The organism is Bacteroidales bacterium, from assembly GCA_035299085.1.
In the GTDB taxonomy this organism is placed as follows: Bacteria; Bacteroidota; Bacteroidia; order Bacteroidales; family UBA10428; genus UBA5072.
Window position 1 is genome coordinate 52,682 of record DATGXG010000026.1, and the last position, 13,968, is coordinate 66,649.

Annotated in this window: 13 protein-coding genes; 4 read left to right on the forward strand and 9 right to left on the reverse strand. The window is 42.4% G+C overall.

The window, feature by feature from the left end:
• Window positions 1-57: 57 nt before the first annotated feature.
• Window positions 58-2,067, forward strand: a complete 2,010-nt coding sequence (gene uvrB / locus VK179_08260) for an excinuclease ABC subunit UvrB (protein HLO58721.1) — start codon at window positions 58-60, stop codon at window positions 2,065-2,067.
• 56 nt (window positions 2,068-2,123) lie between these two features.
• Entirely contained in the window at window positions 2,124-2,684 is a 561-nt protein-coding gene (efp, locus tag VK179_08265; GenBank protein ID HLO58722.1) for an elongation factor P, read from the forward strand.
• 102 nt (window positions 2,685-2,786) lie between these two features.
• On the opposite strand, the gene VK179_08270 is transcribed toward efp, so the two are convergent.
• The 7 genes from VK179_08270 to bamD are packed head-to-tail and all read right to left on the reverse strand — an operon-like array spanning window position 2,787 to window position 8,628.
• Window positions 2,787-3,617 (reverse strand): enoyl-ACP reductase, encoded by an 831-nt coding sequence (locus VK179_08270; protein ID HLO58723.1) that lies wholly within the window; start codon window positions 3,615-3,617, stop codon window positions 2,787-2,789.
• 38 nt (window positions 3,618-3,655) lie between these two features.
• Window positions 3,656-5,311 carry a DNA repair protein RecN gene (gene recN / locus VK179_08275; GenBank protein ID HLO58724.1) on the reverse strand — a complete coding sequence of 552 codons (1,656 nt, stop codon included), beginning with the start codon at window positions 5,309-5,311 and terminating at the stop codon, window positions 3,656-3,658.
• A gap of 32 nt (window positions 5,312-5,343) precedes the next feature.
• Window positions 5,344-6,249: a DUF4835 family protein gene (locus VK179_08280; GenBank protein ID HLO58725.1), complete on the reverse strand. Its 906-nt coding sequence runs from the start codon at window positions 6,247-6,249 to the stop codon at window positions 5,344-5,346.
• Window positions 6,246-6,902 (reverse strand): phosphopantothenoylcysteine decarboxylase, encoded by a 657-nt coding sequence (locus VK179_08285; protein HLO58726.1) that lies wholly within the window; start codon window positions 6,900-6,902, stop codon window positions 6,246-6,248. The genes VK179_08280 and VK179_08285 overlap by 4 nt, the downstream gene beginning before the upstream one ends.
• On the reverse strand, window positions 6,899-7,468 hold the full coding sequence (locus VK179_08290; protein ID HLO58727.1) for a flavoprotein: 570 nt from the start codon (window positions 7,466-7,468) through the stop codon (window positions 6,899-6,901). Before VK179_08290 ends, VK179_08285 begins: the two co-directional genes overlap by 4 nt.
• A 9-nt stretch (window positions 7,469-7,477) precedes the next feature.
• Window positions 7,478-7,804 carry a DNA-directed RNA polymerase subunit omega gene (locus tag VK179_08295; GenBank protein ID HLO58728.1) on the reverse strand — a complete coding sequence of 109 codons (327 nt, stop codon included), beginning with the start codon at window positions 7,802-7,804 and terminating at the stop codon, window positions 7,478-7,480.
• Window positions 7,804-8,628 (reverse strand): outer membrane protein assembly factor BamD, encoded by an 825-nt coding sequence (bamD, locus tag VK179_08300; GenBank protein ID HLO58729.1) that lies wholly within the window; start codon window positions 8,626-8,628, stop codon window positions 7,804-7,806. Before bamD ends, VK179_08295 begins: the two co-directional genes overlap by 1 nt.
• Window positions 8,629-8,777: 149 nt before the next feature.
• On the opposite strand from bamD, the gene VK179_08305 reads away from it, so the two are divergent.
• Window positions 8,778-10,025 (forward strand): pyridoxal phosphate-dependent aminotransferase family protein, encoded by a 1,248-nt coding sequence (locus tag VK179_08305; GenBank protein ID HLO58730.1) that lies wholly within the window; start codon window positions 8,778-8,780, stop codon window positions 10,023-10,025.
• 40 nt (window positions 10,026-10,065) lie between these two features.
• On the opposite strand, the gene VK179_08310 is transcribed toward VK179_08305, so the two are convergent.
• Both VK179_08310 and VK179_08315 read right to left on the reverse strand, forming a co-directional pair.
• Window positions 10,066-10,677 carry an SIS domain-containing protein gene (locus VK179_08310; GenBank protein HLO58731.1) on the reverse strand — a complete coding sequence of 204 codons (612 nt, stop codon included), beginning with the start codon at window positions 10,675-10,677 and terminating at the stop codon, window positions 10,066-10,068.
• 294 nt (window positions 10,678-10,971) lie between these two features.
• The gene (locus VK179_08315; protein ID HLO58732.1) at window positions 10,972-12,978 is read right to left on the reverse strand and encodes an ATP-binding protein; all 2,007 of its coding nucleotides are present in this window, start codon (window positions 12,976-12,978) and stop codon (window positions 10,972-10,974) included.
• Between the two features lie 291 nt (window positions 12,979-13,269).
• On the opposite strand from VK179_08315, the gene VK179_08320 reads away from it, so the two are divergent.
• Window positions 13,270-13,947, forward strand: coding sequence for a TorF family putative porin (locus VK179_08320; protein HLO58733.1), 678 nt, complete (start codon window positions 13,270-13,272; stop codon window positions 13,945-13,947).
• The last annotated feature ends 21 nt before the right edge of the window (window positions 13,948-13,968 follow it).

A 13,968-nucleotide genomic window follows, 5' to 3' on the forward strand; every position in this document is an offset into this window, starting at 1 on the left:
AAAGGTTTATTAATTTTGACATTTGTCACTAAAAGATTGATAACCGGACTTAAAATCATGGATTTCACTTTAAACTCACAATACTATCCAACAGGGGATCAGCCCCGGGCTATTGAGCAGCTTACTTCAGGCATAAAGAGGGATCTGAAATACCAGACACTTCTTGGAGTCACAGGATCAGGCAAGACTTTCACCATGGCAAACGTCGTAACCAAACTTAAACGGCCAACCCTTGTACTAAGTCATAACAAAACCCTTGCGGCACAGCTTTTTGGTGAGTTCAAGCAGTTCTTTCCGAATAATGCTGTTGAATATTTTGTTTCCTATTACGATTATTATCAGCCTGAGGCCTACCTGCCTGTAACGGATACCTATATTGAAAAGGACCTTTCAATTAATGATGAAATAGAAAAACTCCGACTGAGCACCACGTCATCCCTTTTATCAGGCAGGCGGGATGTGATTGTGGTGTCATCCGTATCATGCCTTTATGGTATTGGCAATCCTGAGGATTTCCACAGCAATACAATCCAGATCAGCAGGGGAGATTCAGTGGGGCGGAATTCATTTTTACGACAGCTTGTCGACAGCCTTTACTCACGCAATGAAAACGAGTTTAAAAGAGGAAATTTCAGGGTGGCCGGCGATACGGTTGATGTATTCCTGGCTTACAGTGATTACGCATACCGGATTATGTTCTTCGGTGATGAAATAGAAGAGCTGAAAATGTTTGATCCTGAAACGGGCATAACGCTTGAAGAAATGGAGCATGCCTCCATTTATCCTGCCAACATTTTTGTAACAACAAAAAGCAGGATGTTACAGGCTCTCGAATTGATCCAGGTTGACCTGGGCAAACAGATTGCTTTTTTCAAGGATATAGGAAAACATCTTGAGGCGAAAAGGCTGAAAGACCGTGTAACGTATGATCTTGAAATGCTCCAGGAGCTCGGGTATTGCCCGGGTATTGAAAACTATTCAAGATATTTTGACGGCAGGCCTCCCGGACAACGGCCATTTTGCCTGCTCGACTATTTTCCTGAAGATTTTCTTACCATTATAGATGAAAGTCATGTGACTATTCCCCAGATCAGGGCGATGTACGGTGGCGACCATTCAAGGAAGCAGACACTGGTTGAATATGGATTCAGGATGCCCTCGGCCATTGATAACCGGCCTCTTAAATTCGAGGAGTTTGAGAACCTGGTAGGGCAGATGGTATTTGTTAGCGCCACACCTGCCGATTATGAACTAGAGAAGTGTGAGGGAGTAATTGTCGAACAGCTTATCAGGCCCACCGGTCTGCTGGATCCTGTAATTGAAGTGAAACCATCGCTTAACCAGATCGATGATCTCCTGAAAGAAATCAGGGTGTGCATTTCAAACAACGAGAGGGTACTTGTGACCACCCTGACCAAAAGGATGGCCGAGGAACTCACCAATTATCTCGTTCGCCTGGATATCAAATGCCGGTATATTCATTCGGATGTGGAAACGCTGGAGCGCATCGAGATCATGGAAGGGTTACGAAACGGAACCTTTGATGTGCTCGTGGGGGTGAACCTGTTACGTGAAGGACTTGATCTTCCTGAGGTTTCGCTTGTTGCGATACTTGATGCCGACAAGGAAGGATTCCTGCGTTCGGAAAGGTCACTAACCCAAACGGCAGGTCGTGCCGCTCGTAACCTGAGCGGGCGGGTGATCATGTATGCGACAAACATGACCGAATCAATGAAAAAAACTATTGATGAAACTAACAGGAGACGGGAAATTCAGCTCGCATATAACGAAGCCAACGGGATTACGCCGAGGCAGATCGTCAAGGCCGCTTCAAACATACTCAATGACATTCGTCGCAAAACCGGCGACCGCCAGGTATATGTTGAGCCGGAAAAGGTAGATGTCGCCGCTGACCCGGTGGTTCAGTATATGACAAAGGATGCGCTGCAAAAAGCAATGGACAAGGCAAAAAAATCGATGGAAAAAGCTGCATCCGAACTGAATTTTATAGAAGCAGCACGATTCAGGGATGAAATGCTGGCTTATAAAGATTTATTATCCAAATGACTTACGAAGTCATTTAATTTCATTTTTTTTCATTTATTTTGCGCAAAATTATTTTTATGGGTAAAGTATCGGATATATCCAAAGGCACGTTTGTAAGATATAACGGCGAAATTTCAATTGTTCTTGAATACGAACACCGCACTCCGGGTAACTTAAGGGCGTTTTACCAGGTTAAAATGCGTAACCTCAAATCCGGCAGGTTAATCGAACAACGGTTTCGTCCCGATGATGAAATGGAAATTGTTAGAGTTCATTTTAAAGAACAGCAATTCCTTTATATAGACGGAACGAACGTGGTGGTTATGGATAATGAAACCTACGATCAGCTTCATATACCCAGGGAAACAATAGGCGAGGGTATTGACCTCTTAAAGGAAGGTGCCAATATTAAAGTTTACTTTGACGGTGAAGAACCCATATTTGCTGAATTGCCGGTATCCGTTGAAATGGAAGTGACCTATACAGAACCCGGCATGAAAGGTGATACTGCAACCCGTACCCTGAAAACCGCCACCATTGAAACCGGTGCCCAGGTGAAAGTTCCCCTCTTTATCAACATCGGTGACCGGATCAAGATTGACACCAGGACCGGTGATTATATTGAGAGGGTCAGATAGTTTTTAGTTTCATGTTGTTTCATATGTTTCAAATTGTTTCAAATTGTTCTGAAACTACTTTGAAACTAAATGAAACCATATGAAACAACTTTGAAACATTCTTCAAGGGCATTCCTTAAACGACTTATCATATTGAGTCATTGCCCTCTCACTCATACCCATACTGCTGAAACCACCGTCGTGGAACAAATTCTGCATCGTTACCTTGCGGGTGAGATCGGAAAAGAGCGTAATACAATAATCGGCGCAATCCTCTGCAGACGCATTCCCCAGGGGTGACATCCTTTCCGTGAAATCGATGAGTGAATCAAATCCGAACACTCCGCTACCGGCTGTTGTAAGGGTGGGCGATTGTGAAATGGTATTGATCCTTATTTTCTTCTCACGTCCGTAAATGTAACCGAAGCTGCGCGCAATGGATTCAAGCAGGGCCTTGGCATCGGCCATGTCGTTGTATCCGAACAAGGTACGCTGGGCAGCAACATAAGACAACCCGACTATTGAACCCCAGTCGTTTATGGCGTCCATTTTACGGCAGATCTGGATTACCTTGTGGAACGAAAGAGCAGATATATCAAGTGTTTTTAAATAGAAATCGTAATTAATATTATCATAGGGAATTCCTTTTCTTACGTTGGGTGACATACCAATTGAATGCAGCACAAAGTCGAATTTACCGCCGAAAAATTCCATCGATTTACTGACGAGGTTTTCAAGGTCTTCCGTGCTTGTTGCATCGGCAGGCACAACAATGCTGTTGGTGGCTGCAGCCAGTTCATTAACTTCACCAAGTCTCATGGCTACGGGTGTATTTGTGAGAACAATCCGTGCACCTTCTGCATGGGCTTTTTCAGCGACCTTCCATGCTATTGATCTGTCATTCAGGGCTCCGAAAATAATGCCCGTTTTTCCTTTCAGCAGATTATAAGCCATTCTATTAAATTTAGTTATTCCACAAAGATAAAATAAGACTACTTACCAAGCAATGCTCTTGCATTTTCAAGAGCCGCCGGAGTAACCTCTTCACCGCTAAGCATTTTGGCAATTTCCAAATGCCTTTCGCTTTCATTGAGTAGTTTCATTCGGGTAACCGTAGACTGACCTTCATCGGTTTTATAAACAAGAAAATGATAATCACCTTTGCTTGCAACCTGCGGAAGGTGAGTGATATTGATGATCTGCATTTTTTCTGACATCCTGAAGATGATATTGCCGACGCGTTCGGCAATTTCACCGGATACTCCCGTATCGATTTCGTCAAAAATGATTGTCGGCAATCCCGTTGAATCCGACATCAGCGATTTTATACATAACATGAGCCTTGAAATTTCACCGCCTGAAGCCACTTTGGCAATATCCTGAGGTTTCATGTTCCTGTTAGCTGAAAACATGAATTGTATATGATCAGCACCTGTGGGAGTAAAATCGCCATTTGCATTGAGTGTAACGGCAAAACCGGCATTCGGAATACCCACTTCCTGCAACAGGCTGACGATCCGTCTTTCAAACTCCGGTACAGCCTTTCTTCTGTTTGATGAAAGCTCGCCTGCAATTTCCTGGAGAACCGAGTGATGTTCCTGCAATTTCTTTTCAAGTTCGGGAAGACCCTGCTCAAATGAATTAATTTCTGAAATTTTCTCCCGGAAATTTTCGCGTAAAGCTATCAGTTCATCCAAACCTGAAACCCGGTGCTTTTTTTCAAGATTAAAAAGGATATTCAGCCTGTCGTTTACTTCAGTCAATCTTTTGGGGTCAAAGGAAAGCTGATTATTCAATGAATCAATTTCCCCTGCAATATCCTTGAGTTCGATATAGGCCGAGTTGATCCGGTCGGCAAGGTTTTCGTTATTGTGCAGATATTTTTTTATTCGTGAAATGGCAGACAACGCATCCTTTACTTGCTGGACCGCAGACATGCTTTCGCCCTGGATATTTTCGAAGCTCTGCATCAGTGAATTCTTGATTTCCTCAGCATGAGTGAGCTTTTCAAGTTCAAGTTCAAGCTCTTCCTGTTCGCCGGCTTTTAGTTTTGCTTCATCAAGCTGGGCAAACTGAAACACGAAATAATCCAGGTCGGCTTTCATTTTAGCCGCATTCTCAGAAAGGTTCCTGTAATTCTTTTCTGTTTGGCGGTAATCAAAATAGGCAGTCAGATACCTGTTAAGCAATTCACCGCTGCGTGCATAGCTGTCGAGTACTTTTAGCTGGAAAAGGCTGTTTGAAAGATTCAGGTTCTGGTGTTGTGAATGGATATCGATCAACCGGCTTCCGAACTCGCTTAAAAGTTCAAGATTAACCGGTGTATCATTGATAAACGCTCTTGATTTTCCCGATGACAGGATTTCCCTTCGCACTATCGTCTGATTCGCGTAATCAAGTGCGTTATCGTTGAAAAAATTATTGAGCCTGTAATTCGTAATATCAAATGTGCCTTCGACAATGCATTTTTTTTCTTTATCATAAAGTACCGAGGTATCTGCCCTTCGACCCAGAATAAGGGCCAGAGCTCCGAGAAGAATTGATTTTCCGGCTCCTGTTTCACCGGTAATAATAGTCAGGCCTTTCTTAAATTCAATGTCAAGTTTACTGATAAGTGCATAATTCTCAACGATAAGGTTGGAAAGCATATCCTGTACAATTTAGTGCAAGATAATAAATTTTACTGGTTCGAAATCTTTCTGTATTTATCCCCGTGGGTCGGGTCAATCTGGTTAAGGATTGCCATAACGCGTTTCTTCTCATCGTCCATGGCTCCCTGGTACACATTCACAAACTCATCGGATTTTGCATCGAGAATGACCTGGAAAAAGTGCATGAACGGATCAGGGCGGTTTCTGTAAACACTTTGGAGAAGCACGAGGCTCTCTGAAATGGCAGTGCGGCCATCGGTGATCTTATCATACATCATATCCAGCCCCAGGCGGTGGTATTTATAAATGAATTCTCTCACAGGGGCATAGTCATCATTGAGAATATTGTTAATCAGCCAGTACCGGTTCTTCCTGCTTGTGCTTTCACCTGCCCTCCAGCCCCTTTCGTTGGCGTTCTGTGCATTGTTTACAATTTTTTCTGCCCGTTGGAAAAACTCGGTTCCTGAATTCAGACCGAATGAATCAAAATCAAGACCCAAAATTACATTGGCATAAAAGGCCAGCATGGAGGTGAGATTCGAGAGATGTGATGTTTCACTGAATTCAAGTGGCTGGAATTCCTGGTACCTGAAATCAAGGTCGTTATCAATATAATTAAATAGAACAGTGTTGTATGAAGAATTAAATACCGGCCTTCTGACCTGTATCTGAAGCGTACCTTTGAACTGATCGGTTGAATAATCCTGTATATTGAACAGCATGCTGCATTCGATTCGTTCGTTGATGCCGAATTTGTAGTTCGTCCATGCCCTGCTGTTCATGAATTCATTAATGGCACTTTGAAGTGTTTCAAAAATCTGCCTGTTGGTTCCCTGCACTTTTGAAGAAGTAATACGCACATCACACCGCAATTCCTGCGATCTGGCCTGGAATGCCAGGATAATGAAAAATGCAGCGGTAAAGATTCTTTTCATATCAAAATTTGATTTGCCAGGTATTCAACAATGTCATTGGCGACATCCTGTTTTGACTTTAACTCAAATTCAACCGGTTTATTGTTTCTGCCGATAATCGTAATCTTATTGGTATCGCTGTTAAATCCGGATCCTTTGTCAGACAATGAATTCAGCACGATGAAATCGAAATTCTTCCTTTCAAGCTTTTCCTGTGCATGTTCTATTCCGTTTTCCGTTTCAAGAGCAAAGCCGGCGAGAAATTGCTTACCGGTTTTAATCCTGCCGAGTGTTGCGGCGATATCCGGATTCGGTTCAAGTACAAGATTTATGTCGGCTTCTTTTCTTTTAATTTTATGAGTAACCGGTGATTTCGGACGAAAATCAGCCACTGCGGCGGATAAAATGGCACCGTCTGTATGTTCGAAAATATCAAGGCACTCCCGGAGCATTTGTTCTGCAGTCTGCACCCGTTTAACATGTATGGCGGGATGCACTGCACTAATGGAAACCGGACCGCTAACAAGAATCACTTCGGATCCTTGGGATGCCAGTTCCTCGGCAAGAGCATAGCCCATTTTCCCCGATGAATAATTACCGACGAACCGGACGGCATCAATCGGCTCATAGGTTGGGCCGGCGGTGACAAGAATTTTTTTTCCTTTAAGAATCAGCGGGAGTTTTTTTTTTCGGCCGGATGGCTGAAAAAACCTGTGATCACTTCCATAATGCGTTCAGGTTCCTCCATCCGGCCTTTACCTGAAAGGCCACTGGCGAGTTCACCTGTTGCAGGTTCCATGATATGATTACCGTAACCACGGAGAATCTCAAGGTTTTTCTGTGTGGATGGATGGGCAAGCATATCCAGGTCCATTGCCGGGGCAATGAAAACCGGGCACCGTGCTGATAAATATGTAGTAAGCAGAAGGTTATCCGCAATTCCGTGAGCCATTTTGGCTATTGTATTGGCGCTTGCAGGGGCGATAACATAAGCATCGGCCCATAACCCAAGGTCAACATGGCTGTTCCAGTTTCCGTTTGTGGGATCAAAGAAATCGGTAAGTATAGCATTTTTTGAAAGCGTGGCCAGTGTCAAAGGGGTAATAAACTCCTTCGACAGGGGAGTCATGATCACCCTGACCTCACAATTTTCCTTAACAAGCAACCGAATCAGGGAAGCTGCCTTATAGGCAGCAATACTACCGGTAACACCGATTAATATTTTCTTCCCGTTAAGCATGGTAAAATACTACTCCGCTTTACGGACGTAGATCTGATCGTTTTCAAATTCCTCAAGAGCGATCAGCGTATGCTTGGGCAATCTTTCATAAAACTTTGAAATCTCAATCTGTTCGCGGTTTTCAAATACCTCTTCGAGATTGTCAGTATAATTTGCAAATTCTTCGAGTTTGCGGTTGAGTTCTTCCTTTATTTCAACAGAAATCTGGTTGGCTCTTTTGGAGCAGATCATAACAGCTTCGTAAATGTTTCCCGTCTTCGCTTCAAGCATGTTAAGGTCTCTTGTAATAGTGGTAGACGGTGCTTTTGACTTTTTAAAATCTGTATTTTGTTCCATCAATTTTTAGTTAATTCGTTATCAGTGTCTTTAACATATTTGGAAGCTCGTTCATACATATCATCGGCTTCTTTTTTATTATTACTTTGCGGAAACTCCGCAATAAAAGTATAGTACTCATCAATGGCATCCTGGAATCGCTCAGTCTGTTTTGAAGCAATGCTGTTCATAGCCAGCATGAATTTCGATTTGAACAGCTTGAACATGATTTCTTCCCTGTACTTTGAATCGGGAAAATCAGCCAGGCAGTTACCGAGGGAAACTACAGAAGCTTTATAATCATCCAGGTTATAATATAACTGTGCGGACAGGTATTCCTTCTCCATTAATTTTTCATTCAGTTCCTGGATAATCCTCTGACAATCAGCGATACGAGAACTATTCGGAAAGCGGATCATGTAAAGCCTGAATGCATCAATAGCCTGGTTGGTGCTTGTCTGATCCAGTTCGGGTCGAGGCGACTGCATGTAAAAACAATAGGCTGTCATATATGACGCCTCTTCAATCAAATGACTGTTGCCGTACATCTGGACAAAATTGTCGAAATAGTGACCTGCTATAATATAATCATTCAATTTATATTGGGTCATAGCCTGGAAATAATACACAGAGTCGGCCCTGCGCGTTCCTCTTATCAAAGGTGCAAGCTGATCAAATAATGTGGCCGCTTTCACATAATCCTCCCTGTCGTAATAATAAAAGGCCTTTGAATATTTTAAATTAATGTCATCGCTTTTAAGAATTTTCTCATAACCCGAGCATGAGAAAAACAGGATCATGCCGGTTAAAGCAATGATTGAAATATGTTTACGGTTTTTAAACATCGCGCAAAGTTACAAATTTTTAAGACAATACAATTGCAGATGATTCATTTTTAGAATTCGTAAAAGTAAATCTTATTATAGTTTTCTTGACGGTAATACAAAAAAAATTACTTTTGCTTTCACTTTTATTAACTAAAATTCTTTTTGTCGTGGATATATTTGACAAGATTAAAAAGAGCAGAGGCCCACTGGGACAATATCAGCAGGTCGCACACGGATATTTTATGTTTCCGAAGCTTGAAGGTGAAATCGGACCGAGGATGAGGTTCAGGGGAAAAGAGCTTTTGAACTGGAGTCTCAATAATTATCTCGGGCTGGCTAACATGCCTGAGGTAAGAAAAGCCGATGCTGACGCAGCTAAAGAATACGGTATGGCTGCTCCGATGGGTGCAAGGATGATGTCGGGACAGACAACCAAACATGAGGAACTTGAGAATCAGCTTGCTGAGTTTGTAGGCAAGGAAGATGCATTTCTGTTAAACTACGGTTACCAGGGCATGATGTCTATCATTGATTCCGTCCTGGGAAGAAACGATGTGGTGGTTTATGATTCCGAGGCACATGCCTGCATCGTCGATGGTTTAAGGTTGCATATGGGTAAACGTTTTGTTTATCCGCATAATAATATGGAAAAGCTGGAGAAGGAGCTCGAAAGAGCTACCAAGCTGGCTACTGAAACAGGCGGTGGAATCCTTGTAATCACTGAAGGTGTGTTTGGTATGGCAGGTGACCTGGGTAATCTGAAGGCAGTGGCCGACCTGAAGAAAAAATTTGAATTCCGTATACTTGTTGATGATGCTCATGGTTTCGGAACTATGGGTAAAACGGGTGCCGGAACAGGTGAACATTTCGGCGTTCAGGATGAGATTGATCTCTATTTCAGTACGTTTGCCAAATCAATGGCCGGAATCGGCGCTTTCATAGCCGGTAAAGAAGATGTGATCAACTACCTGCGTTATAACATGCGTTCACAGACATTTGCAAAATCACTGCCTATGCCTATGGTTATCGGTGCTTTGAAACGTCTTGAACTCATTAAAACACGCCCCGAGATCCGTGAAAAATTGTGGACTGTTGTAAACGCCCTTCAGTCGGGTTTCCGTGCAAAAGGCCTGAACCTTGGCAACACCGAATCCCCTGTAACACCTGTTTTTTTATCAGGTACCGTTGCTGAAGCGACTAACGTGGTTATCGATCTTCGTGAGAATTACAAGATCTTCTGTTCAATGGTTGTATATCCTGTAGTTCCCAAGGATACCATTATGCTCAGAATTATACCCACAGCTGCTCATACACTCGAAGATGTGGAGTACACTGTAAATGCATTTGCAGAAATCCAGGAAAAGCTGAAAGCCGGACAGTTTAAGTCCGACAGGATTGCTTCCCTTCTCGGATAATCATCATAAAAAAAGGCGCCTGAGGCGCCTTTTTTATTTATTACTTTTCGTTTTGGGCGGCGTGCCGCGATTTAATGCCAAGATAACCTCCATGATGCCTTTTGGCATAATCGGCTGCTGTAAACCCGATCTTCTTCATCATGAGTACTACCAGTGCGTCGCCAATGACGGTCATCACAGTGGTTGAAGTGGTGGGTGTGAGGCCGAGAGGACAAACTTCGGCGGGGTGACCGGTGGATATGGTTACGTCGGCAAGATGTCCGAGTTCACTGTCGGCATTACCTGTGATGACAATAGTATGCATGTTGTAACCCAGCCTTTTCGCCAATTCATATAATTCAAGAATTTCAAGAGTTTTTCCTGAATTCGATACAAGCAAAAGGATATCATTCGGCTGAATTACGCCAAGGTCACCGTGTTGTGCATCGGCAGGGTGCAGAAAAATGGCCGGGGTTCCGGTAGCTGATAAGGTAGTGGCGATGTTAAGGGCAATCTGACCGGCTTTTCCCATACCGCTGGCCACTACTTTTCCACCCTTACCATGAACACTTTCAAAGATAAGATCACAGGCCTTTTCAAAATTTTCGGTGGCTGGGATATTAAGAACGGCTTTTGCCTCTGCTTCAAGAATCTTCTTTACTTCGCTGCTCATTGTAGAAATTTGAAGGGACAAATATAGTAAAAGCGCACGTCATTGCGAGTAAGAACACCTTTTTAAAGATCACCCGGTGAAATGACAACATATTTACACAGAGGTTCACAGAGGCACCACAGAGGTTCACAGAGAAAAAATCTGTTTTCTCAGTGGTTCTCTGTGTCTTCTCAGTGGTTCTCTGTGTAATAATGGTGAGGAAAAACAAATCGTCATTAGTAGGAGCATGACTGAAATATGGATTTAGTATTGCTTCGCCTCCGCAAGAACCCGTGGCTCGCAATGACGTTCCCATTATGTTATGGTTCTGTGCAAATGATAATCCATCTTTTTCAGCAGAAGTTCTTTATGGATGGGTTTTGAAACATAATCATCACAACCCGCGGCGAGGCATTTGGCCTTATCTTCAGACATTGCGTAGGCTGTCTGTGCAATTATGGGCACTGTAATTTTTTGCTCGCGGATCTTTTTAGTTGCGTCAAGGCCGCTCATTATCGGAAGCCGGATATCCATAATGATAATTCCCGGTTTATTATTTATCGCCTTTTCAACTGCTTCTTCTCCATTTATGGCACGGTCAATTTCCATACCTGTTGCTGAAAGAACTTCCTGCAGGAATGCATAGTTCATATCGTCATCTTCAACAACAAGTACAGTTTTACCTTCAAATTGCATAATATCTTCTTTATTTATAAAGTTATCTTTTTCCTTAACCTTGTTCCTGATATGTTTCCGAGGAATTGAGAAATTAAACCTGGATCCCTTGCCCGGTTCACTTTCAACCCGGATTGTGCCTCCCATCAGTTTCAGAAGTCCCCTGCAAATCGACAGGCCAAGGCCCGTTCCTCCATAAATCCTGGATCCGGATTGCTGAATCTGCCGGAAAGGTTTAAAAATCGTTTCAATCTGTGATTCCGGAATTCCGATGCCGGAATCCTCCACAAAAAATTCAATCATTCCATTCTTGTCCCCGGCATGGAAACCAAAACGGATATGACCTTCCTCAGTAAATTTCAGGGCATTGTTCAGCAGGTTCATTAAAATCTGTCGCAACCGGTTTTCATCGGTAGTTATAACGGTGTCGAAGAACTGCGGATTGTAATCTTTATAAAGAAGGACCGAATTTTTCCCCATCCTTTCACATTCTTTCAGGTACATAATGTAAAGGTCTTCAATTACCCGGGCAATCCGGCAATCTCTTTCGTTCAGAAGCATCTGGCCCGCCTCAATTTTTGAAATGTCTACAAGGTCATCAATTATATGAAGAAGCTGGTCATTGCATTTATTAATGACTTCAACGTAACTGTTAAAAGTAGGGTTTTCAGGCACTTCTCGAGTAAGTAGTTCTGAGAAACCGATAATTCCGTTCATGGGAGTTCGAATCTCATGGGATAAATTGGCGAGAAAAGCCGATTTCAGTCTGTCACTCTCCTGGGCCTTTTCTTTGGCAGATCTCAGTTCGGATTCAATTTCTTTCTGAAATGTTATATCGCTGGCAATCCCCACAACACGACGGATTTCACCGGATGAAACCGGAACCGGGAAAAGCCGCACCCAAAGCCAATGCACAGTTCCCTTGACATCGGTGACACGTATTTGCCTGCTGACGGGATCAGAAGAACGGTAATCGGCTTTAATAAGATCATAATAAATATGAAGGTCATCCGTGTGGATGATATTGGCTACCTCCTCAATGTGGTTATAAAACCTGCCAATATCATATCCGAATTTATCTTCAAGGGCATTATTGATATACAAAAGTTTCCGGCCTTCAGTGAGCCAGAAAATGTCATCAATGTTTTCTGCCAGTTGCCTGAACCTTAATTCGCTTTCCCTGAGTTGGGCTCTTGCCCTTATGATTTCATCAATATCCCGGGTAACAGACAATATATAATCTTCACCATTTAAAGACAGGATGGAGGCTGACATTAAAGCTGTTTTTATGGTACCATTTTTCAGCATAAAACGGGCTTCGAGGTTAAAAACCTTCCCGTTTTCCTGAAGGGCTTTTACCAGTTTTTTCCGATCCTCCTGATCATACCAGATATTAATGTCTTTGGAAGTTTTGCCTTCAACATCCTTCCAGGTGTATCCCGTGATGTGCGTAAACCCTTCGTTGATATCAATAAACAGCCCGTCAGAGAGGCGGTTGATATTTATTGAATCGGGGCTGATTTTAAATGCAACCCTGAATTTTTCCTCACTCTCCCGCAAAAGCTCATATGTTTTCTGAAGCTTTAAGTCCTGTTTATGCAGCAACTGATTAAGATCCTGCACAGATATTTCTTCTTGTTTAGGCATGTAAGGCTTAGGTAATATTTCGCGAAAAAGAAGCGGTTTAATGCAATAAATTTAACATATTAGGTAAATAAATAAACAAAATTTAACTTTTTTCATTTTCCGTCACCAAAAGATGAAATTAATTCAAATGGGGTACAAAACTCAAAAACGATAAAAACTATAATTTATACCCCAATAAAAAAGGGGTGATAATTTAAATTATATAATAAATAATAAAATATATCCTCAAAATATTGGGGTATATTAAATATTTAATTATTTTTGTCCCAAGAAAAACCAAAAACAACAGTCATGAAAAAAGTACTACAAACTTCAGGTCTCGTTTCCCTAGTTCTAATTGTCTTTGCTATGAATGTGCAGGGACAGGAAACGGAAAGCAAAGCCGCTTTTGATGTGAAAATGGATATCTACAGTAATTATATCTGGAGAGGGTCAAAATTGGGAACCGGACCATCTCTTCAGCCAAGCGTAACTTTTACTGCCGGTGGCCTCACTCTGGGCGTTTGGGGTGCTTTTGATGCAAGTGGATATACAGAGGCAGATCCTTATATTTCCTATGCATTTCCTTTTGGTTTAAGTCTGGGTGTAACGGATTATTATTATCCCTCATTAAAATTATCTGATTTTTCTGATTCTACTGGAAGTCATGCAATAGAGTTGAATGCCGGATTTACCACAGGTGGTTTATCACTTAGTGCCAATTACATTGTAAATGAAGCCGGAGGTGCGGCTTCGAAGGGCCAGGATATGTATTTCCAGGCAGGATATGCGTTTAAAAACTTTTCAGTCAGTGTGGGTGCCGGAGACGGTTGGCATACTACAAATGGGGATTTCAACGTATGCCATATCGGTATCGGCACTTCAAAAGAAATTAAAATCACCGATACCTTCAGTATACCGGTAAGCGGGCAGGTCATTGTGAATCCTGAGAAAGAAGCACTATATGTTGTCGTAGGGCTGTCACTTTGATAAATCATCAAAACACCAATA